Here is a 22,541-nt window from a genome sequence, read left to right as displayed (position 1 = left end):
TCCTGACGATTACGGATAAACAGCAAATCATAATGACCCAAGAACCTGCCTTTTACGGGTATCCGGGCTGGCAGTTCCTCCCCCGCCCTTCTTCTTCCAGAAACGCTTACTGAAACTAAATTTCAACCACTAAAACAAGCATGTGACTATCATTATCCACTTAGTATTAATCATTAAAAAACAAAGCAAAATGAAAAAAGTAAATTGGAAAAACATCATCAACTTCCTCATCACGGTATTAACAGCTGTAGCCAGTTCATTCTGTGTACAGAACTGCTAAAAGAAAGGAGGTTGCCATGACACAGAAACATCGTAGCATTTCACTCATCGTGATCCACTGTTCTGCCACGAGAGTGACTCAGGATTTCACATTCGAGCAGTTGGAGGCCTGCCATCTTGCCCGCGGTTTCAAGAGTATCGGCTATCATTATTACATCACGAAGGATGGTGTGGTATATCCGGGTCGTCCGGAATCGGAAGTCGGAGCCCATGCCCGTCATTACAATGCCCACAGCATCGGCATCTGTTATGAGGGAGGTCTCGACAAGAACGGCAAGCCTGCCGATACGCGTACTCCAGCCCAGAATCAGGCTCTGTATTCGCTTCTGGAGAGCCTCTGCCTCTCCTATCCTGATGCAGAGATACTGGGCCACCGCGATTTGCCGAACGTACACAAAGACTGTCCGTCGTTTGATGTCAAGCGATGGCTGAAGTTGGTAGATTTCCACATCTAGCCGAAGCCAGAGGATCTAGCTGTCTAAACTAAGAAAATTACTAAAAAAGGGTGTGTCATGCAGTTATGACACACCCTTTTTTCTTTATCTATTTCTTCTTCGTCAAACCTATCTTCTTGCCTACCTTAAAACGGTCGAAACCTTCGCCATAAACACCGATGACGGCACTCTGGCTGACAAAGGCGGTAGGATCTATCTCGTCGATAAGACGGAATATCTTCTGAGACTCACGCTGACGCGCCAATACAAACAGCATGTGGACATCCTTGCCACTGTAACAGCCATGACCATCCATTACCGTACAACCTCGGTCGGCAGCGGTATTGATGGCTGCACTGAGCTCCAGATATTTGTCGCTGATGATGAAGAACTGAACCGAACGGCGCAACGCATTCACCACATGATCTACACAGAGCGACTGCACAAAGAGGCAGACATAACCGTAAATCACCATCTCCCAATCGCGCAATACCAGATAAGAACTGGTGATGATACACAGGTCGCAAATCATGATGGCATGACCCAGGGAAATGTTCCAGTACTTGTTGATCATCGCCGCTACGGTATCAGAACCACCCGTAGAACCATTGCAGGAAAGACCCAGACCGGCACTGCTGCCCATGAAGAACGCACCGATGACCGTTGCCATGAACGGCTGGTCGTGAAGCAGCGGCGTCATGCCTACCGTATGCGTCTCTATCAGACGGGTAGTTAAGGCAAAGATACCAACACCATAGATGGTCTTCAGACAGAACTTATAGCCCAGAATGCGGAATGCGATGAGAAGCAGGAACACATTGAGCGCCAGATAAGATACAGATGCCGGGATGCCAAATCCCCAGCAAAGGATAGAAGCGATACCTCCTACACCACCCATCGTGATATGATTGGGAAGCAGGAAGATGTTCAAACCGATACTACCTTCTATCATCGCCAGGGCAATGATAACGTAGTCGCGGATTTCATGAAGTTTTGTTTTTCTCGTCATATAAATATACGTATTTCTTAAAATGCAGTGCAAAGGTACTAAAAAATAAGTAAAAAAAAGGCAGCTACGTGAAATATTACTTAAAAAACCAATCTTTTTTATGAAACCGGCACATTAATTCGAAAAGATTTCCTATTTTTGCAGAAACTATGCATTATTAATAATCAAAAATTTCTAGTCTATGGCTAATTACGAAAATGAAATCAACTCGTGGCCAGTGCTGAAAAACGGACTGCACTACAAATGGCTTGTCGACTACGCTGCATTCAGCGCCTTCGGTACTTTTGAACTCACAGCAGAGGAATGGGAAAAACGCGACCTTATCGTCAACTTTAAAGGCAACTCTGAGCTCACTACGGAGATGGACCATCAGGAAGCCCTGAAGAAGGCTATCGAAATGGTATCAGACAAGCTGAAGAGTCTTTTGGGAGAAGAGGCAGCACAGTTTACCCTGGTCTGCATTCCTGCAGCTCTTGAGGCGCATACCAAGCGCCGTTTCAAGGAGTTCAGCGAGGAGATATGCAAGGCTACGGGCATGACCAACGCCTACCCTGCCTTCAGCTACACGCATGATGTAGATGAAGATGGCGATCCTGTAGATGAACTCCATATCGACGAGGCTTTCTTCCAGGGCAAAAAGATTATTCTCTTTGATGACATCATCGCATCCGGCAATTCGGTAGCCAAGTTTGCCGACCAGCTGGAAGGATATGGTGCCAAGGTTGAACTGGCGCTAGCACTGGGTAAAAAGATTTCTGACGGATATGACCAGAAATAAGATACTATAAATTAATAGTTTTTTAGGCACGTATTACCGTGCCTAAAAAACACCGTTTATCATCAGAAAGCGATTTGCTTTCCCTTTTCTATAAACTCTGCATTCACGATGTCGATATCCTTCCACATCGCCATATCCGACTCTAATGCGGCCAGGCTTGAGATATCCTCGCCATAACCGAAGAGGCGCTCTATCATCACACCATAGGTAAGATGCTCTATCTTCTCTATCGGATGAAGAACCACCGATTCCTCAAAACTGCTTTTCTTACCATTCCGGATTTCTACCAGCAAACGGGCACGTAACAGCTCCTTAACCGACTGGTTGACAATCTGTTGAGGTATCTTCGTTAAATCATGAATTTCTTTCGGAGTATACGCCTGTTCGCCCTGATTGAACCGACGACATACCAGATGCATCACTACCCCACAAACCTTGATGCGCTGCACCAGTTTCAGGTGATCGTACTGCAAATCACCATCATAATAATGGATGTTCTGGTTGGTATGGCAAAGCAAGGCGCCAAACACAACGATAGCCCACGAAATCTGAAGCCATAACAGGAAAAGCGGAATGGCTGCCAGCGAACCATAGATGACATTGTAGCTGGACAGGAAAACCTGCAGATAGATATATCCATACTGAAGTGCCGTCATGCAGACACCTGCCAGGAACGATGGAACCAGGGTACTGCGAACCCGGATATAGGTATTCGGGATGACATAATAGCAGAACACGAAGAACAGGAACATCGGAACAAAAGCCGCCAGATGAAGGATGAACGAAGGAATGGTATCACCGATATCCGCTATCCTGTCTACATTATCCACCATATTCACCGTCCATACATTGATGCTCGAAGCAAAGAGAATCAGCAGTCCCAGACCAAACAGAATGGTAGGATATTCGGTAACAATCTGCTTCCATGAACGCTCGCCCGTATGCCAGATGTCATCGAAGGTAAGCTCTATCTTCTGCATCAGCGAAACGATAGTATAGAGAAACATCACGATACCCGTACCGATGATATAGTTGCTCTGCGTATTCTCGATATAATTGTGTACGAAGTTAACGATAGTCTGCGCTACAACGGGCTGTGCCTCGAAGGTGGTAGAGAGCCAGGATTCGAGCAGAGAGGCATAGCCGAAACCACGGGCTATGACAAACATCATTGCCATGAAAGGTATCAGAGCCATGAAGGAGGCAAAAGTCAAGGCAGCCACATCCCTCGCCCACATATCCTTGAGATAGAAGATGCGACCGGCAAGCATACCCATTTTGATCCAAGACTTGAGTCTGCCCCGAAAGTCTTTGATATTAGAAGAATTGAACTCTCTGATATCTTCGTAAAAACCTAGTATTCTGTTTATTACCCCCATAAGTTTAAAGTATTGGTTTCACGATAAAACATCAAATCCCTCCACAACACCACCGGGATGCCGTGAAGGGATTTGTCTTAGTATAAATTGCTACAATTCTATGGATTAATAGAACTTGAAGTAGTTGCGAGCATTGTTGTAAGAGATATCCTCTACCATACGAGAGAGGCTCTCCATGTCGTTAGGAAGCAAGCCCTTCTCTACATCATTGCCGAGGAGGTTGCAGAGCAAACGACGGAAATACTCGTGACGTGGGTAGCTGAGGAATGAACGTGAGTCGGTCAACATACCTACGAAACGGCTCAGGAGACCCAATACAGAGAGTGCGTTCATCTGGCGGGTCATACCATCGAGCTGATCGTTGAACCACCAGCCAGAACCAAACTGGATCTTACCTGGGCAAGAACCATCCTGGAAGTTACCGAGCATAGTAGCGATTACCTCGTTGGCACATGGGTTCAATGTATAGAGGATAGTACGTGTGAGCTTACCCTCCATGTTGAGCTCATTGAGGAAGCTGCTCATAGCCTTGGCTGTAGTGAACTCACCGATAGAATCGAAACCGGTATCAGCACCGAGTTTGTTGTACATCAGTGTATTGTTGTCGCGGATAGCACCATAGTGGTACTGCTGTGTCCAGTCGGCAGCGTGATCCATCTCAGCGCAAACCTTGAGGAATGCATGCTTGTACTGACGGATTTCGAGAGCAGAAAGCTGCTGGCCACGCATAGCCTTGGCAAAGATAGTCTCAATCTGAGAATCTGTGTATGGCTCATCGTAGAACTCCTCGATACCATGGTCGCTCAACTTACAGCCGTTCTCAGTAAAGAAGTCGTGACGCTTCTGCAAAGCATCAACCATATCCTGGAATGTAACGAGATTAACACCTGCTACCTCACCGAGCTTGTTCATATAGTCAGCGAAATCTGGCTTCTCGATGTTCATAGCCTTGTCAGGACGCCAAGCAGGAATCATCTTGATTTCGAAACCGCTCTCACGTGTCTGCTTGTGGTAACGCAGGTCATCGATTGGGTCGTCTGTTGTACAAACGCACTCTACATTATAATGACGCATCAAGCCACGAGCGCTGAACTCAGGCAACTGCAACTTCTCGTTACACTCATCGTAGATTTCACGGGCAGTCTTAGGGCTGAGCTGCTTATCGATACCGAAAGCAGTCTTGAGCTCCAGATGAGTCCAGTGATAGAGAGGGTTACGGAAAGTATAAGGCACTGTTTCAGCCCACTTCTCGAACTTCTCCCAGTCGCTAGTATCAGTACCTGTGCAGAAGCGCTCATCTACACCGTTGGTACGCATAGCACGCCACTTGTAGTGGTCGCCGCCGAGCCAAAGTTCTGTAATACTCTTAAACTTGTGATCATTGGCTACCATCTCAGGGATGAGGTGGCAGTGATAATCGATAATTGGCATTTTAGCCGCATGATTGTGGAAAAGATCCTGTGCAGTCTTAGTGTCGAGCAGGAAGTTTTCATCCATAAATTGCTTCATAATTCGTTATCGTAGTTTTTAAATGTTTATTTATACATTTCAAATTGTAGCGCAAAGATACAACAAATATCGGAAAAAAGAATCGTTTAAGCGAAATATTTTTGATAATTTCACTTAAACGATTACGTTGGCTGTATTATACAATGATTCTTGTCTTATGATAGCTTTCACGGAACTCGCTTGGCGAGCATCCTTTCTTTTTCTTGAAGATGCGGTTGAAGTTGCTGAGATTGTTGAATCCGCAATCAAAACCTATCTCACTGATACTCTTGGCGGTATCTACCAGCATGCGGGCAGCATAACCCAGACGCAGGTCGATGATATACTCAGAAATATTTCTGCCGGTATGGAGCTTGAAGAAACGGCTGAACGCACTGCTGCTCATGCCTGCCAGCGAGGCAAGCTCCGGCAGACGGAGTTCATCCATATAGTTCTTGGAGATGAAATTCTTCACCTTCAGGATGCGCCGGCTATCGTCTTCTACCGTTACCTTGGCATAACTGCTGGAAGCCAGGGTGCGGGCATTTTCGCAGCGTGACAGTTCGTAGAGAATGGTCAGGAACTGCTGTACGGCATAGAAACCGTCTTTTACGGAACTTAAAGTATCGAGCATTCCGTATACCTTCATGATTGCCTGCATCGGGAATGAGAGTCCCTTCTTCGCTTCCTGCATCATACGGGTAATGCTGGCGTAGGGATTTCTTCCGAAGAGCGTTTCATCACTCATGGAGAAATCAAACTGGATGGTAATCTCACGGATGTCATCGCTGTGGCATTCGTTCTGCTCCCATACATGCTCCAGATCGGGCGATGTGATGAGACAGAGATCATAGTCGCCTATCACCTCCTGCGAATCTCCAACGATTCTTCTTACTCCCTTTGCATTCTCTACAAAGTTCAACTCGTACACCGAATGGTTATGGATAGGATAAGTAAACTCCTTCTTATGCCTGTCTGCAATATAGAGCACATCCTTACCCATCAGCGGTGTTATCTCGTGTATGATTCTTCTATCTTCTGCCATGGTACTAAATGATTAATAACTAATCACTATTTTAGATATTCAAAGTCTTCAGAATGTCGCTCATCTTCTGCTTGGTTGCAATACGGGTAGGAACCAGAGGCAGACGGAGCTCGTTCTCGATGAAGCCCATATCATTGAGGAGCGCCTTTACGCCGGCAGGGTTACCGTCAACGAAGAGCAGACTGTAGAGCTCGGTGAAAGAATGATGAATCTTACGGGCTGGCTCATATTCGCCACGGAACTCGAGACGGATCATACGGCTGAAAGCCTTAGGCAGGGCATTGCCGATAACAGAGATAACGCCGGCAGCACCACTGGCAATCATAGAGAAGGTAAGCGCATCATCGCCGCTGATAACATCAAAATTATCAGGTTTGTTCTTGATAATCTCATCTACCTGCTCCAGGCTGCCACTAGCCTCCTTCACGGCTACCACATTAGGGAAGTCGCGGGCGATACGGCAGGTTGTTTCAGGCTTCATGTTGATACCGGTTCTGCCAGGAACATTGTAGAGCACGATAGGCAGCGGACTAACCTGGGCGATGGCCTTGAAGTGCTGATAGAGACCTTCCTGAGAAGGTTTGTTGTAGTAAGGACAGATACTGAGGATGCCATCGATGCCACTCCAGTCGGTGTTCTTGATTTCTTCAACGACAGCAGCAGTATTATTACCGCCACAATATTTCAATATCTTGATACGACCCTTGTTCACGTCTTTCACCAATTCTGTGATTTTATCTTTCTCTTCCTGTGTAAGACATGGAGCCTCACCAGTTGTGGCAAGGATGCAAAGGAAGTCTGCACCATTGTCAATTTGAAACTCTACCAATCGCTTGAGCGACTGATAATCAACCGAGCCATCGGTGTTGAAAGGAGTAATAAGGGCAACACCTAAACCCTTGAATATGTTCTGTGCCATAATCTATAATATCAAAAACGTTGGCAAAAGTACACAATTATTGTCAATTTGCAAAATAAAATTGAACTTTTCTTTCAAGATTGTACCATTTTTGAAAAAAATCTGTATTATTATACCATATTTCACGTTTTTTTAGTAACTTTGCACCCTGATTAGAGTGAAGAACGAAGAGTGAAGAGTGAAGAATTCTACAGCTTTACAATTCATAAAGTTCAATTTTCAATGTTCAAAGTAAACAAATGAGATATTTCATATTCTTCGGTTACGACGGCACCAACTACCACGGCTGGCAGATTCAGCCCAATGCCAATTCGGTGCAGCAGGAGTTGCAGCGCGCCCTCTCCATACTTCTGAGAAAGGAAATGGAGGTGGTGGGAGCAGGAAGGACCGATACCGGCGTACATGCCCGACACATGGCAGCCCACTTCGATACCGACAGGATTCCGATGGAACCCGACCAGCTGGTATACCGTCTGAACCGCATCCTGCCCCGCGACATCGCCGTATACGAAGTAAGGGAGGTAGCCCCGGAGATGCATGCACGTTTCTCTGCCATCTCGCGCACATACCATTATTATATACATACGCAGAAAGATCCGTTTGAACGCCATTATTCACTGCAGATAAACTATCCCCTGAATTTCGAGAAAATGAACGAGGCGGCTCAGCATTTTCTGCATCACGAAGACTATGCAGCGTTCTGCAAGGCGGGTGGCGACAACAAGACTACCATCTGCCACGTAACAGCCGCCCGATGGATACAGATCTCTCCTACCACCTGGTATTTCGAGATTACCGCCAACCGTTTCCTGAGAAACATGGTGAGAGCCGTAGTGGGAACGCTCATCGATGTAGGCAGAGAAAAGATTACGATGGAACAGTTTCTCGATATCCTGCACAACGGAAGCCGCAGCGATGCAGGCGAAAGCATGCCGGGTAACGCATTGTTCCTGGAAGAGGTAGGGTATGATTTCAAAGATTAAATGATTAGAAACACAAGGGCGCGAGCCTCATTCAACATTCAACATTTAACATTTAACATTCATAAAAATGTGGTTAGTATTAGCATTTCTCTCAGCAGCGCTGCTGGGATTTTATGATGCCTTCAAGAAGAAGGCGCTTTCAGGTAACGCAGTGATTCCCGTGCTCTTTCTGAACACGCTCTTCTCATCGCTCATCTTCCTGCCGTTCATCGTGATGAGCTATACAGGAAATTCGCTGGATGGAACGATGTTTCATGTAGCAGAAGGCGGATGGGAAGTTCACAAGTACATCGTACTCAAGAGTTTCATCGTATTGAGCAGCTGGATTTTCGGTTATTTCGGCATGAAGCACCTGCCGCTCACCATCGTGGGACCTATCAACGCCACCCGACCGGTAATGACACTCGTAGGCGCCCTGCTGGTTTATGGCGAGGTTCTGAATCTATATCAGTGGATTGGTGTCATACTTGCCATCATCTCCTTTGCCATGCTTTCGCGCAGCGGCAAGAAAGAGGGTATCGACTTCAAGCACAACAAATGGATTTACTTCATCGTGCTGGCTGCCGTGCTCGGTGCAATAAGCGGTCTCTACGACAAGTATCTGATGGCTCCACCAGAGAATGGTGGTGTAGGATTAGACAGAATGATTGTGCAGAGCTGGTACAACATCTACCAGTGTTTCCTCATGGGAGCCATGCTGCTGATGATATGGTGGCCTACCAAGAAGAATTCTACCCCATTCCACTGGCACTGGAGCATTATCTTCATCAGTATCTTCCTTTCGGCAGCCGACTTCGTTTATTTCTACGCTCTAAGTTTGCCTGGCGCCATGATCAGTATCGTGAGCATGATTCGCCGCGGTTCGGTTATCGTCAGCTTCCTCTTCGGTGCAGCCATCTTCCATGAGAAGAATCTCAAGGCGAAGTTCATTGATCTGCTCCTCGTTCTGCTCGGAATGCTCTTCCTCTATTTCGGAACAAAGTAAAAGTTCTATGCCAGCACGCCCTGAAAGGGCAGAAGCTCCTAGCCCAGGGCAACACCCTGGGTATAAGGTATATATAGAAAGTCGCCCTGAAAGGGCAAAAGCTTTGAAATAGAAAGCTTTTGCCCTTTCAGGGCGACTTTGTTGTTGCTGGATCAAACCCAGGGCGATGCCCTGGGCTAGGAGCTTCTGCCCTTTCAGGGCGTGTGGGGAAGCCTTACCCCCACACTGTTTTTACCAGATATGTGCACGCTTGTTCTTAGGAACAAAGAGCTTGTCGCCCTTCTTGATGTTGAATGCCTTATACCATGAATCCACCATTGGGAGGGCACCGTTTACACGAGCCTCGTTTGGAGAGTGAACATCCACGGTCATCAGATACTGCAGGTACTCAGGACGGGCATTGCCTGCCCATACACGTGCCCATGCCAAGAAGAAGCGCTGTTCTGGAGTAAATCCATCCTTCACACCCAACTTCTCTGTCTTCATCACATTCTGAAGTGCACGGAAAGCGATGTTCAAACCACCATTGTCACCGATGTTCTCACCCAGGGTCATCTGGCCGTTTACCTTCTTGCCAGCCAACTCAATCTTGTTGAAATGGTCAACCAGGATCTTGGTGCGAGACTCGAAGTTCTTCTTGTCAGCAGCAGTCCACCAGTTGTGCTGATTACCGGTCTTGTCAAACTGGCTGCCCTGATCGTCAAAGCCATGACTCATCTCATGACCGATTACACCACCGATACCACCATAGTTCATCGCATCATCGGCTGTCGGGTCGAAGAATGGAGGCTGGAGAATAGCTGCAGGGAAGCAGATCTCGTTGGTAGTTGGGTTATAATAAGCATTGATAGTCTGAGGAGTCATTCCCCACTCTGTCTTATCTACCGGCTTGTTCACCTTGCGGGCGATGGCATCCTTGGTAAAGAACTCAGAGATATTTGCCATATTCTCGTAGAGAGAGAGGCTGTCATCTACCTGCAATCCGCTATAGTCCTTCCACTTGTCAGGATAACCTATCTTGATGATGAAGTTCTCCAGCTTATCCTTAGCCTGTGCCTTGGTAGCAGCACTCATCCAGGTAGCCTCGTCAATGCGCTGTGAAAGCGCAGTCTGGAGATTGTGAACCAAGTCGAGCATACGCTTCTTGCTGCTCTCCGGGAAGTACTTCTCTACGTAAATCTTTCCGATAGCCTCGCCCAACACACCGCTCACGGTACTTACGGCACGCTTCCAGCGAGGACGGTCCTGCTGAACACCGCTCATTACCTTGCTCAACTCAAAGGATACGGCACGGAAATCATCGCTCAATACGCTGGTTGCACCAGAAATCACCTTAATCTCTGCGTATGTCTTCAGATCATCCAGAGAGGTCTCTGCGAGAATCTTCTCAACCTCGTGGATTGGTTCAGGCTGACCCACGCAAATTTCCTTGAAAGCAGGGAAACCGGATGCCAGGAACACATTGCCCCAGTCGATGCCAGGATAATCGAGCACGAGCTGGTTGTAGGTCATCTTGTGATAGTTCTTGTCGATGTCGCGGAGCTGTACCTGACTATAGCTTGCCTTAGCGATGCGGGTCTCGATAGCCATCACAGCCTCCATCTTCTTCTGGGCGGTAGCCTCGTCATTGCCTACCATCTGGAAGAGCTTCTTCATATAAGCCTTGTATGCATCACGAATCTTCTTGGTCTGCTCGTCATCGTTTACATAGTAATCGCGTACACCAAGACCAAGACCACTCTGTCCTACCTCAACGAGGTTGTTGGCAGCATCACGAAGGTCGGCGCCCACACCGATGCCATACATCATGGTACCCTCGCCACGGAAATCGAGCTGAGCGGTAACGAGCTGATACTCTCTGCGGTCCTTGATGGCTGCAATGCGGTCGAGAGTTGGCTTGATAGGTGCCCATCCCTCCTTGTTCAGGCGAACGCTGTCCATACGGAGGTTGTAGAGCGAACCGATCTTCTGTCCGAGTGACCCCTTCTGCTGTGGCTTGGAAGCATATTCAAGGATGATGTCCTGGATGCGCTTCTGGTTCTGCTCAAAGAGATCGGTGAAAGCACCATTGTCGGTATGCTCGGCATCGAGTGGATGATTCTTCATCCAGTTGCCTGCGGCATAGCGATAGAAATCATTACCCGGCTTGATGGTCAAGTCCATGTTGGTCTTGTCAATACCGGAGCCCAACTTCTCCTGCTGGGCAAAAGCAGTTGTTGCACTGAGCAACAATGCTGCAAATAATACTTTTGTTCTCATTATTGTTTGTATTTAACTGTTTCTTTTTTTATAAGGGCGAGACCTGCAAATGTCAGGGCGCCATTCAGCATCAGAAGCTCATAGCCGAACTTATAGCCCACATACTGCGAGGTAAGGGTATCGATGGCGAAGCAGATGAGCGGACTGGCGATGCAGACCCATGGCGACCAGCGGTCGTTTACCTGACGCTTGGTGAGCAGACTGAAGGCAAACAAACCCAACAGCGGACCGTAAGTATAAGAGCAGAGGATGTAGATGGCATCTATCACGCTCGTAGAATTAATCGCCTTGAAAGCAATGATGAAGAGCATGAACACCAAAGCTACCGCCAAATGCATCTGCTTGCGGAGCTTCATATCATCCTTCTTGCCCAAAATATCCACGCACAGACTTGTAGTAATCGCGGTCAATGCTGAATCGGCACTGGAGAAACTTGCCGCCACAATGCCAATGGTAAACAAGACCACCACCAGGTTTCCCATCGCCCCCGAAGCCGCAAACATCGGCAACAGATCATCAGGAGCATCAGGCAAAGCCACTCCCTGTTTCTGAGCCAGCATCACCAGCAACACACCCAGACTCAGGAAAAGCAGATTGGCAGGCACAAAGGCAAAACCATAGCTGCAAACATCCTTCTGGGCCTCACGGAGCGACTTGCAGGTAAGATTCTTCTGCATCATGTCCTGATCAAGACCGGTCATCACAATCACTACAAAGACACCGCTGAGGAACTGTTTCCAGAAATTCTGTTTCGACATCCAGTCATCAAAGACAAAAATACGGGAATGACTGTCGTGAGCAATCGCAGTGATCGCTTCGGAAGGAGTCATGCCCAACGCCGACATCACCTGAAAGATAATGAGGACGAGCGCCGCAAACATACAGAGCGTCTGAAAGGTATCTGTCCACACCAGCGTCTTGATGCCACCCTTGCGCGTATAAAGCCAGATAAGCAGTACCATGACAGGAACCGTGACCCAGAACGGAACACCAATCCCATCGAGCACGAAACGCTGCAAGAGGATACAGACGACAAAAAAACGGACCGCCGCACCCGTCATCTTGGACAAGAGGAAGAACGAAGCTCCGGTCTTATACGAACGCTCCCCCAACCGCTGCTGCAGATAACCGTAAATCGTAGTGAGATTATAGCGGTAATAGATAGGAAGCAAAAGAAAGGCAACCAGGAAATAACCCAGGATGAAACCGATGCACATCTGAAGGTAGGTCATATCCGTTCTCATCACCATGCCCGGCACACTGACAAAAGTGATGCCCGAAACAGATGCTCCCACCATACCGAAAGCAACCATATACCAAGGCGACCGGCGGTTGGCACGATAGAAAGTTTCATTACTTGCCATTTTACGGGCAGTAAGATGACTGAAGAGCAGGAGCACACAGAAGTATGCCAGAACTGTGATAACGATAGCCATATTCTCTTAGATTTATATAAAAACAAAAAACCTCCGAGATCACTCTCGAAGGTTTCTGCGGTGCGTACGAGACTCGAACTCGTGACCTCCTGCGTGACAGGCAGGCATTCTAACCAACTGAACTAACGCACCATTATTATTATGGAGGAGTCGAAATGTTCAAATGAAATTAGCGGTGCGTACGAGACTCGAACTCGTGACCTCCTGCGTGACAGGCAGGCATTCTAACCAACTGAACTAACGCACCAAACATTTTTTGGCAATCCAGCAAGATGATTTTGAGCGGTGCGTACGAGACTCGAACTCGTGACCTCCTGCGTGACAGGCAGGCATTCTAACCAACTGAACTAACGCACCAATCATGAAATCAAATTGAATGGCTTAGCGCTCATTTTTCATTTGCGAGTGCAAAGGTACTACTTTTTTTTGGTTCTACCAAATTTTTATGCAACTTTTTTACAGAAAATATTGAAAAAACATCGCATCCTCATAACCAACTTGGCTACAAAGCCATTGTTTCAGGACATTATTCCCCTCAAATCCAACAGATTGCAGCATTTTAGCCGCCTTTTGGTTTCTGATACCTATAATAGCATAAATCTGCTGAAGATGAAGTATTTTCCGAGCATATTGCAACAAACGGCCAACTGAGGCCTTCGCATAACCCTTCCCCTGAAACTCCTTTTTGATGACAATTCCGAGTTCGGCACGGCGATGACGGGGATCAAAATCTGTAAGATCCAGGATGCCCACCTGCTCATTCTGCTCATTCTCTACTATCAGGCGCACCTGATTGTCTATATAAATATCTGCCGAAGCATTGGTTATATAGTCGAGCAGCACACGGCGCGAATATGGAACATTGGAAACACCCAGTTCCCAAAGCCGATCATCATTCTCTATCTGGTAGAGAAAATCAAGATCTTCCAACTCTAAAGCACGTAATCGAATATTCGGTTCTTTCATAAACTACACTTATTAATAATGTACGCGCGTTCCTTATAATATAGAAATAAATCTATCCTTATAAATAACCAAATTCATCCTTATCCATCACCTCCCTATCCGTAATCACCTTACCGATGTCCTTCGTATAGGTAGCCAGTTTGATATTCTCGTCAGACCGCTGCGCAAGCTGATGCAGCATCTCTTCATAGCTCATCTCGTCAGCATCAAACAACACCTGGTTTGACAGGTCGACATGAGAAGGAGAAAAGAATCCCAGACTCTTTCTGATTCTCGTAGTCATCATCTGCATAAAGGCTACAGAGGCACGGGCATAGATGGCAAATTTGATAGGAATGCTCAAGAGATGCGACATACCCGAATAATGTTTACGGAAGAAGATAAGCATCGCCTCGTAAAACACATGAACATAGCGGAAGCTCGACTTCTTAGTACTTTCACCTTTGTAATGCAGGATATCTACAGGCAGATAATAGTTCTGATAACCACCCTTCAAGATACGGTAAGAAAGATCAATATCCTCGCCATACATGAAGAAATCCTCATCCAGCAACCCCACCTTCAGCAAGGCTTCACGACGAATCATATAGAAAGCACCGCTCACAACCTCTATCTTTGCCGGCTTATCCCATGGAAGATAACCCATGTAATAATGACCGAAACTGCGATGCTGAGGAAACCGGCTGCACAACCCCATCATCTTATAGAAAGCCACCATCGGAGAAGGCAATCCTCTCCTACTCTCAGGAGCTGGTTTGCCATTGGCTCCCAACATCCTTACACCCAGAGCACCGGCATGAGGATGAGAACGCATAAAACTGACAGCATCCTTAAGAACGTGCTCACCGATAATGGTATCCGGATTCAGCAAAAGAACCAGATCACTCTCGCTCTTGCGGATAGCAAGATTGTTGGCACGGGCAAATCCGTTATTATGCGTACAGGCTACAACATGGAGATTAGGATATCGGGAAGCCGGGAAACACCGTTCGAGATATTCCACCGTTCCATCCTGAGAATGATTATCAACCACGATAATCTCTGCCGTATCGCCACTTGCATCACCCTGCTGCCCACACTCCAACACGCCGATAGCTTTCTCTACCGAACGCAGACACTGGGCAAGATAGTACTTCACATTATAGCTTACTATGATAACACTGAGTTTCATATCGAATATCAAATATTAGATACTGAGAGTTTAACCTTCCGCCTCTGTTGTTTCGTCCTCACATCTTCCAACAGAAGGATAAACAAAGAAGAGACAGAGAAAAAGGATGATAGCCATATATCCGAAAGCAGGCGCCATCGTCTGATAATACATAAACGTATTGATCAGCATTGGCAAGCAGAGCATATTCAGACGGGCAGTGCCCAGAGGAAGAAGTGCATCTCCCTTACGGGTTACCAACTGACGGTGAATAGCCTTGAAACTGAAGAGTTTGAGCGCCAGAGGAATAACGGCAATGGTAAGAAACTCCATCGCTACGGTAATCACATAGACCAGCGTGACATCCCCTGCCAGATTAGTAGGTTCCAGAATTTCTGTCTCATAGAGCAAGACCAGCAGGAATCCTACCAACAGGACAAAGAGGAAATTGGTCATCAATATTCGTTGTACTTGTTTGATTTTCATTTTGTTGTCTTTTATTATTGTCCAAATGGAGTTCTGTTCAGAATACTCCTTCCGAGAGTCACCTCATCTGTATACTCCAATTCATCACCCACCGAGATACCACGGGCGATAACAGAGAGTTTAACAGGATAATCAGCAAGTTTACGGGAGATATAGAAGTTGGTAGTATCCCCCTCCATCGTACTGCTGAGAGCAAAAATCACCTCCTTCACCCCACCTTCAGCCACACGCTGAACCAGCGATTCTATCTCTATATCCGAAGGACCGATACCATCCATCGGCGAAATGATGCCACCCAAGACATGATAGAGTCCGTGAAACTGCTGCGTGTTTTCTATCGCCAGTACATCCTGCACATTCTCGACGACACAGATGGTAGAAGCATCGCGCCGGGAATCAGAACAGATCGGACAGACATCAGTATCGCTGATATTATGACAAACTCTGCAGTATTTCACTTCACGCCGCATCCTGGAAATGGTATCAGCAAAGAGTTCCACATCCTCACTCTTACGCTTGAGCATAAAAAGTACAAGGCGCAAAGCTGTTTTGCGCCCTATACCTGGCAATTTAGAAAACTCCGCCACTGCCTTTTCCAACAAAGTCGAAGAAAACTGTTGTTGCATCTTAGCAGTTTAGAGATAAATACCAATACCCAGTTTCAAACCTACGGTAGAATAATCTACATGCTTCTTGAAACTCTGATCGTAGTAGATAGCTGGCTCGAGGGTAACCGACTTGCCGAGGAAGAAAGCATAACCTACCTCTACCCCTGGCATGAAATCATTATAACCTCCGGAATGAGCCAACTTTACGCCGCCACCCAGATACAGACCATTCTGCTCGATATAATAACGAGCCTGGGCACCAACAGAGAAATAATCCTTCACGCCTTCAAGACCAGAATGATTATATTCTACCTGCCCCAACAGCATCCAATCGTCTTCTACGAAGTATCCAGCCTTAGCCTGAATACCGAGATTGAGGTCCTGAGAGCCATTATAACTCAAGTTTAAGCCCGTCATCGACGCACCTATATACTGTTTTCCACTTTCAAACTGAGCATGAGCAGCTGTCGAAACGACAAGTGTCAATGCTGCAATAGCTATTTTTTTCATTCGTATCATATAAATTTACGTATATTGATTAATACTTATATATAAATCTATTGTTTCTTCTGATAACTGCGATACCAACCCAGGAACCAAACCAAGGCTATCACCAGAATGATGACACTGCCCGTATAAGCCAGGCTCTCACCCAAAGCCAAAGCTGTTGGCGAAATGAGCAGGAAGGTTGAACATATCACGGTCATAAACAAGGCAGGAACCAGCGTCATCACAAAAGGCTTCTTCTGCTGTACCAGATAAACCGTCAATGTCCAGAGAGTGAACACAGAAAGCGTCTGGTTAGCCCAGCCGAAATACTGCCAGATGATATTGAAACCATCAGGATTCTCCATCTGCCAAACCAGAATGCCCACCGTAAGAGCAAACAACGGAACGCAGATATAAAGACGCTTGCGCATAGAGCGCTGCTCCAAACCGATAAACTCGGCGATAATCAGACGGGCACTTCTCAAAGCCGTATCGCCACTGGTAATAGGCGCTGCAACAACACCCAGCAGAGCCAGGATTCCACCAGCCACACCCAACCAGCTGGAACATACTATCTTCACAACGGTAGGCGCATCGAAGTTCTGGATAAGCGACTTGCCGCCATCAAACTGAGCGATAAACTGCTGAGCGGCCTCAGGACTTACGCATTCACGCCATCCACCATAGTAGAAGAAATACATGGAAACCGTAGCCCATATCAAGGCAACAACACCTTCTGTAATCATGGCTCCATAGAAAATAGGGCGACCCATCTTCTCATTCTTCATGCATCGTGCCATGAGCGGACTCTGCGTAGCATGGAAACCACTGATGGCACCACAGGCTATCGTGATAAAGAGGCAAGGGAAAATCGGACTCTTCTGAACAAAAGACTCCGTTCCCAACCAAGCCGGATTCTCATTGAGATTGCAACTCTGCAAATTGCTCCAGAGTTCAGGCAATGAAGGCCACTTCACAAAGAGACCTATCATCAGAGCACCCGCCATAAAGAGAAGCGAGAAAGCAAAGAGCGGATAAACCTTACCGATAATCTTATCGATAGGCAGTAATGTAGCAATGACATAATAAACGAAAATCACCACAATCCAAAACATCTGGCTGCCCCAGAATGCATCCGTATTGCAAATGCCACTCATAATGATAGCCGGACTGTATACAAACACAGCTCCCACCATCATCAGCAAAAGTACCGAAAAGACCAACATCACTTTCTTGGTGCGTCCACCCAAATACTTACCTACCAATTCCGGCAAACCAGCTCCACCGTTACGGATACTGAGCATACCGCTCATGTAATCATGCATGGCTCCTGCGAAGATACACCCGAAGATAATCCACAGATAAGCCACCGGTCCGTACCAGGCACCCATAATGGCACCGAAGATAGGACCCGTTCCTGCAATGTTGAGGAACTGAATCATGAAGATCTTCCAACTAGGCAGTACCATAAAGTCGACCCCATCGGCTTTGGTCACTGCAGGCGTAGGGCGGTCATCAGGACCGAACACATGCGCCACAAACTTTCCATAAAGAAGGTAACCCAATACAAGGGCGACCAAACTAATAACGAAACTGACCATTTTGCTTTTATTGCTTAAAATTTTCTCTCTTTTCGGTGCAAAATGCACTTTATTTTAATATTTCAACCGCAAAAGTAATATTTTTATTTGAAATAAAAAAAAATATTGGTATCTTTGTTGCCAAATTGTAAGATTATGAAGAGTTTTAAGATATTTTTTATCGTTTTATGCTCTGTTTTGGCCGCAAAAGCCCAGAGTATCGTGTTCAATAACCAGGTGCCGAAACATGAAGTAAGAGCTGTATGGCTGACAACCATAGGAGGTATCGACTGGCCACACTCTTATGCCCAGTCTTCTTATTCTGCCGAAAAGCAGAAAAAGGAACTGACGGATATACTGGACCGGTTACAGCAGGCTAAAATCAACACCGTACTGATACAGACCCGCGTAAGAGGTACCATGATTTATCCGTCGGCATACGAACCTTGGGATGGATGCCTGTCAGGTTTTCCGGGGAGAAGTCCGGGCTATGATGCCCTGCAGTTTGCCATCGACGAATGCCATAAGCGAGGGATGGAACTGCATGCCTGGGTGGTAACCATTCCGGTAGGAAAATGGAACTCACTCGGCTGCAAAACTCTCCGAAACAAGATGCCAAAACTCATCAAGAAGATTGGAGCCGACGGATACATGGATCCGGAAAACAGCCGGACAGGTGATTATCTGGCAAACATCTGCAGGGAAATTACACATAAATATAATGTAGACGGTATTCACCTCGACTACATCCGTTACCCTGAAACCTGGAACATCAAAGTGAGCCGAGAACAGGGACGCCGGTATATCACCAACATCGTAAGAAAGATTCACGATGCAGTGAAGGCTGAAAAACCTTGGGTAAAAATGAGCTGCTCACCTGTAGGAAAGTATGATGACCTGAGCAGATACCGGAGCTTTGGCTGGAATGCATATACGAAGGTCTGCCAGGATGCACAGGGCTGGCTCAAGAGCGGTCTGATGGACGAGCTCTTCCCTATGATGTATTTCAAGAACGAACACTTCTATCCGTTTGCCATCGACTGGCAGGAACAGAGCCATGGCAAGATTGTGGCTCCAGGACTGGGCATCTACTTTCTCGATCCGAAAGAAGGAAAGTGGAACATCAATGACGTGACGGCAGAAATGTATCACATCCGAAACCTCGGAATGGGATATGCATTCTTCAGAAACAAGTTCCTCCTGGACAACAAACAGGGTATTCTCGACTTTACCCAACGTTTCAACCCATATCCTTCATTGGTTCCGCCGATGACTTGGGCAAGCAAGAACCAACCGGAACAGCCACAACAATTATCTGTAATCACCACCGATAACAAGGTATCAGTTTCCTGGAGCAATCCTTCAAACTATACGGATGGCACTAAAATCGCAACCCCTTATATATATAATAATGTATACGCGAGCAAGAAATATCCGGTTGACATCACCGATGCACGCAACCTGGTTGCCGCACGAATCATAGGAAATTCGTTCAAAATAGAAAATCCTGACGCAAAACGTCTGTTTGTTGCCGTAACTTCAATGGACGGATATGGCATAGAAAGCCAGCCAACCCAAGAAAAAGAGGAAGAGATTCAACTCCTTGCCCAAAGCACAGGAGCTGCGAAATTACTCGAATGTGACGGAAAGAAGGTATATCTAGCAGAAACCACCAAAAATCTCGTTTTTGACGTTCTGATGGTCGAAACCCTACAAGGATGCGATATTCTGTACCTCCATGCAAAAGATAACACGCTAGATGTTAGAAACTTAAAGGAGGGTATCTACCGCGTGGTAAGCATCAACAAGAAGGGGTATAGACATACGTTAGGAACCTTCAAGATGAAGAAAAATTGATTTTTTTCGAAAAAAGTTGCGAAAAAATTTGGTGGAATCAAAAAATAGTAGTACCTTTGCACTCGCAATTCAGAAATGAGGCTTTTAAATGTTGCACCCTTAGCTCAGTTGGTAGAGCAACTGACTCTTAATCAGTGGGTCTAGGGTTCGAATCCCTAAGGGTGTACAAAAGATAAGAATTGGCTCCGTAGCTCAACTGAATAGAGCACTTGACTACGGATCAAGAGGTTCAAGGTTTGAATCCTTGCGGAGTCACTCTCCTATCAAAGCTTCACTGAAACAAACGGTTTTGGCTCCGTAGCTCAACTGAATAGAGCACTTGACTACGGATCAAGAGGTTCAAGGTTTGAATCCTTGCGGAGTCACCAACAAATAGTTGCACCCTTAGCTCAGTTGGTAGAGCAACTGACTCTTAATCAGTGGGTCTAGGGTTCGAATCCCTAAGGGTGTACAAAAAAGAGCATTTCTTAACAGAAATGCTCTTTTTTGTTTTGTATTTCTCCCTACCATTTCATATCACCTTTAAATATCACTTTATATCTCTTTAAATATCAATATAAAAAAGTTGCAGCCATCCAAAGTTTACACCCAGACAACTGCAACCAATTTACCAATCAAAAATATCTAAAATCTTATCCCGTCATCATCATACAACTCTACTATCAACAAAAGAGCCAGTAAAGAACTGCCAGCACGGCTACCATAACAACAGCTACCATTGCTTTAATCATGCAGGTAGCCACCTTCTTTAAGACAAACAGTCCTACAACAAGGACTACCAATGCCAGCGCATAATATCCAAAATCATTCATATCACATTATTATATAGTATAAACTACCAATCAGTATTCATCACCCTATTAACGATCATTCTTTAATGCCCTGCGGAATTCAGCCGGTATCGGAGTTTCAAATTCCATAGGCTGATGCGTTACGGGATGATAGAAACACAGCACATAGGCATGCAGGCACAAGCGCTGGCATGGATCATCACCATTACCATACTTGATGTCACCACACACCGGATGCCCCATATCGGCCGTATGAACACGAATCTGATTCTTACGGCCCGTTTCGAGTTTGAACTCCACCAGAGAATGAGCCGTTGTACGCTCTAATGTATGGAAATGGGTAACAGCATACTTGCCGCCATTATCCGTATCACTACTGTAAGTAATATAAGCCTTGTTATCTTTCAGCCAGTTGGCAACGGTACCTTCATCTTCTTCCATCTCTCCGGAAACCAGAGCCACATATCTGCGGTCGTACACATTATGATGCCAATCATCCTCCAAAGCCAATTCCGTCTGCTTATCCTTGGCATAAATCATCAAGCCCGAAGTATCACGGTCAAGTCGGTGTACTACATGCGCCTGGCAGTTCTGGCGAGTCTTATGAAAATAATCATCAAGTACCGTTTTCACATTCAAAGTAGAATGACCAGCTGCCATACTCAATATACCGATGTTTTTCTCGACAACAATCAGATATCTGTCTTCATAAACAATCTTAAGGTATCTGCTTTTAAATACCTCCTGATTCTTCTTTGTCTTGCTCACACTCACCTTCATACCCGGCTTCAGGGCATAATCAAACTGGGTAATGGTTTTGCCATTTACCTTGATTCCCCTACCCTGCAGAGTCTGCTTCACCTTAGTCTTGCTAGGTCCCTTCACATTCTCCATTAGCCATTCCAGCAACGGAGCTGGTTTTTCTACCTTGTAATGCTCATATTCATTTGGGTTTCCGTAGCCATAAGCATTATTGGTATGCTTATTAAAATTTCCTTTTCTATTTTGTTGTCTCATATTGTTATCGATATCATTTTCTTAACATGAAAAACACAGAATCAATGCTGCATTTTCTCCGTTTCAGCCTACAAAAGTAAGACTTTTCTGCAAAATAACAAAAAGCCACCATGTTTTTAACTAAAAATTAGTAACTTTTGCCAATAAATCATTGTGTTTCAAATATTTTTTTGTAATTTTGCAGCTGAATAACAGAAATTGCAATGACGCAAAGAGAAGATAAAGAAAGAAACAAAACTGCCCGAGAATGTCTCGGAAAGTTTTTCTACGACCTTGCCAAGACATGTTTCTTGGTCATGGTTGCAGGTAATGCCGTCACGATATATTCTGATGGCGAATTAAAAATCTTCAATATTACCAGTATAATTATTGGTTTATTCCTTACTTGGCTTTTTGCATATATTGCTAATAAGGTATTAATTAAAAAGTAGAATCATGGGAGAAGGTTTAACAATAATATTTTCCATTATATTGGTACCTGCACTGGGGTTTGCCATTTGGCTTCGTACTCCGCAGGGTGAGCGTTTCTTGAAAAGTCTAGACTAACAACTCGATTCTTTCAAGGCATTAATAGTAGTAAAAAAAACAAAAATAAAAGTACAG

General features: G+C 45.8%; 21 protein-coding genes and 7 tRNA genes. 10 read left to right on the top strand and 18 right to left on the bottom strand.

Annotated elements, in window-relative coordinates:
* The first annotated feature begins 190 nt into the window (after positions 1-190).
* Both NNC77_RS02375 and NNC77_RS02370 read left to right on the top strand, forming a co-directional pair.
* On the top strand, positions 191-280 hold the full coding sequence (locus NNC77_RS02375; RefSeq protein WP_153081463.1) for a smalltalk protein: 90 nt from the start codon (positions 191-193) through the stop codon (positions 278-280).
* Between the two features lie 16 nt (positions 281-296).
* Positions 297-734, top strand: a complete 438-nt coding sequence (locus tag NNC77_RS02370) for an N-acetylmuramoyl-L-alanine amidase (RefSeq protein WP_006846748.1) — start codon at positions 297-299, stop codon at positions 732-734.
* Between the two features lie 88 nt (positions 735-822).
* Here NNC77_RS02370 and NNC77_RS02365 read toward each other — a convergent pair whose 3' ends face one another.
* Positions 823-1,722, bottom strand: coding sequence for a YitT family protein (locus tag NNC77_RS02365; RefSeq protein ID WP_254969719.1), 900 nt, complete (start codon positions 1,720-1,722; stop codon positions 823-825).
* Positions 1,723-1,903: 181 nt separating this feature from the next.
* Between NNC77_RS02365 and NNC77_RS02360 the strand changes: the two genes are divergently transcribed.
* The gene (locus tag NNC77_RS02360; RefSeq protein ID WP_006846750.1) at positions 1,904-2,500 is read left to right on the top strand and encodes a phosphoribosyltransferase; all 597 of its coding nucleotides are present in this window, start codon (positions 1,904-1,906) and stop codon (positions 2,498-2,500) included.
* Positions 2,501-2,562: 62 nt separating this feature from the next.
* Here the strand turns inward: NNC77_RS02360 and NNC77_RS02355 are convergent, their stop codons facing one another.
* The 4 genes from NNC77_RS02355 to dapA form a co-directional block, all read right to left on the bottom strand.
* A complete protein-coding gene (locus NNC77_RS02355; protein WP_254969720.1) occupies positions 2,563-3,879 on the bottom strand; it encodes a YihY/virulence factor BrkB family protein in 1,317 nt (438 codons plus the stop codon).
* A gap of 105 nt (positions 3,880-3,984) precedes the next feature.
* Positions 3,985-5,388 carry a glucuronate isomerase gene (gene uxaC / locus NNC77_RS02350; protein ID WP_117586887.1) on the bottom strand — a complete coding sequence of 468 codons (1,404 nt, stop codon included), beginning with the start codon at positions 5,386-5,388 and terminating at the stop codon, positions 3,985-3,987.
* 136 nt (positions 5,389-5,524) lie between these two features.
* Entirely contained in the window at positions 5,525-6,412 is an 888-nt protein-coding gene (locus NNC77_RS02345; RefSeq protein WP_203069395.1) for an AraC family transcriptional regulator, read from the bottom strand.
* Between the two features lie 31 nt (positions 6,413-6,443).
* Positions 6,444-7,331 (bottom strand): 4-hydroxy-tetrahydrodipicolinate synthase, encoded by an 888-nt coding sequence (gene dapA, locus NNC77_RS02340; RefSeq protein WP_117693154.1) that lies wholly within the window; start codon positions 7,329-7,331, stop codon positions 6,444-6,446.
* A 239-nt stretch (positions 7,332-7,570) separates the two neighbouring features.
* Here dapA and truA point away from each other — a divergent pair, with 239 nt between their 5' ends.
* On the top strand, positions 7,571-8,314 hold the full coding sequence (gene truA, locus NNC77_RS02335; RefSeq protein WP_181985915.1) for a tRNA pseudouridine(38-40) synthase TruA: 744 nt from the start codon (positions 7,571-7,573) through the stop codon (positions 8,312-8,314).
* Between the two features lie 67 nt (positions 8,315-8,381).
* On the top strand, positions 8,382-9,299 hold the full coding sequence (locus NNC77_RS02330) for a DMT family transporter (protein WP_117726902.1): 918 nt from the start codon (positions 8,382-8,384) through the stop codon (positions 9,297-9,299).
* A 231-nt stretch (positions 9,300-9,530) separates the two neighbouring features.
* Here the strand turns inward: NNC77_RS02330 and NNC77_RS02325 are convergent, their stop codons facing one another.
* From NNC77_RS02325 to NNC77_RS02275, 11 genes are all read right to left on the bottom strand, one after another.
* Positions 9,531-11,558 (bottom strand): M13 family metallopeptidase, encoded by a 2,028-nt coding sequence (locus NNC77_RS02325; protein WP_118200301.1) that lies wholly within the window; start codon positions 11,556-11,558, stop codon positions 9,531-9,533.
* Positions 11,558-12,994 carry a sodium:solute symporter gene (locus NNC77_RS02320; protein ID WP_254969721.1) on the bottom strand — a complete coding sequence of 479 codons (1,437 nt, stop codon included), beginning with the start codon at positions 12,992-12,994 and terminating at the stop codon, positions 11,558-11,560. The genes NNC77_RS02325 and NNC77_RS02320 overlap by 1 nt, the downstream gene beginning before the upstream one ends.
* Positions 12,995-13,052: 58 nt before the next feature.
* Positions 13,053-13,126: transfer RNA gene (locus tag NNC77_RS02315), tRNA-Asp, on the bottom strand.
* Positions 13,127-13,167: 41 nt separating this feature from the next.
* A tRNA-Asp gene (locus NNC77_RS02310) sits at positions 13,168-13,241 on the bottom strand.
* Positions 13,242-13,277: 36 nt separating this feature from the next.
* Positions 13,278-13,351, bottom strand: a tRNA-Asp gene (locus NNC77_RS02305).
* 99 nt (positions 13,352-13,450) lie between these two features.
* A complete protein-coding gene (locus NNC77_RS02300; protein WP_118086013.1) occupies positions 13,451-13,960 on the bottom strand; it encodes a GNAT family N-acetyltransferase in 510 nt (169 codons plus the stop codon).
* 58 nt (positions 13,961-14,018) lie between these two features.
* Entirely contained in the window at positions 14,019-15,131 is a 1,113-nt protein-coding gene (locus NNC77_RS02295; RefSeq protein ID WP_254969722.1) for a glycosyltransferase family 2 protein, read from the bottom strand.
* Between the two features lie 30 nt (positions 15,132-15,161).
* Positions 15,162-15,596 carry a hypothetical protein gene (locus tag NNC77_RS02290; RefSeq protein ID WP_144155377.1) on the bottom strand — a complete coding sequence of 145 codons (435 nt, stop codon included), beginning with the start codon at positions 15,594-15,596 and terminating at the stop codon, positions 15,162-15,164.
* 14 nt (positions 15,597-15,610) lie between these two features.
* Positions 15,611-16,222, bottom strand: a complete 612-nt coding sequence (gene recR, locus NNC77_RS02285; RefSeq protein ID WP_006846762.1) for a recombination mediator RecR — start codon at positions 16,220-16,222, stop codon at positions 15,611-15,613.
* Between the two features lie 9 nt (positions 16,223-16,231).
* On the bottom strand, positions 16,232-16,723 hold the full coding sequence (locus NNC77_RS02280; protein ID WP_254969723.1) for a porin family protein: 492 nt from the start codon (positions 16,721-16,723) through the stop codon (positions 16,232-16,234).
* A gap of 38 nt (positions 16,724-16,761) precedes the next feature.
* Positions 16,762-18,294, bottom strand: coding sequence for a carbon starvation CstA family protein (locus NNC77_RS02275; protein ID WP_118078939.1), 1,533 nt, complete (start codon positions 18,292-18,294; stop codon positions 16,762-16,764).
* Between the two features lie 135 nt (positions 18,295-18,429).
* On the opposite strand from NNC77_RS02275, the gene NNC77_RS02270 reads away from it, so the two are divergent.
* From NNC77_RS02270 to NNC77_RS02250, 5 genes are all read left to right on the top strand, one after another.
* Positions 18,430-20,130, top strand: a complete 1,701-nt coding sequence (locus tag NNC77_RS02270; protein ID WP_254969724.1) for a glycoside hydrolase family 10 protein — start codon at positions 18,430-18,432, stop codon at positions 20,128-20,130.
* A 93-nt stretch (positions 20,131-20,223) separates the two neighbouring features.
* A tRNA-Lys gene (locus NNC77_RS02265) sits at positions 20,224-20,296 on the top strand.
* A gap of 15 nt (positions 20,297-20,311) precedes the next feature.
* Positions 20,312-20,385 (top strand) — tRNA-Arg (locus NNC77_RS02260).
* 36 nt (positions 20,386-20,421) lie between these two features.
* Positions 20,422-20,498, top strand: a tRNA-Arg gene (locus NNC77_RS02255).
* 10 nt (positions 20,499-20,508) lie between these two features.
* Positions 20,509-20,581: transfer RNA gene (locus NNC77_RS02250), tRNA-Lys, on the top strand.
* A gap of 211 nt (positions 20,582-20,792) precedes the next feature.
* Here the strand turns inward: NNC77_RS02250 and NNC77_RS02245 are convergent.
* Positions 20,793-20,942, bottom strand: a complete 150-nt coding sequence (locus NNC77_RS02245; RefSeq protein WP_117586877.1) for a sulfate transporter — start codon at positions 20,940-20,942, stop codon at positions 20,793-20,795.
* Positions 20,943-20,990: 48 nt separating this feature from the next.
* Positions 20,991-21,938: an RluA family pseudouridine synthase gene (locus tag NNC77_RS02240; RefSeq protein WP_022120709.1), complete on the bottom strand. Its 948-nt coding sequence runs from the start codon at positions 21,936-21,938 to the stop codon at positions 20,991-20,993.
* Positions 21,939-22,541 lie beyond the last annotated feature (603 nt).

The organism is Segatella copri (assembly GCF_024330485.1).
In the GTDB taxonomy this organism is placed as follows: Bacteria; Bacteroidota; Bacteroidia; order Bacteroidales; family Bacteroidaceae; genus Prevotella; species Prevotella copri_L.
Note: the sequence above shows the minus strand (reverse complement) of the source record. Positions and strands in the feature narration are given on the sequence as shown.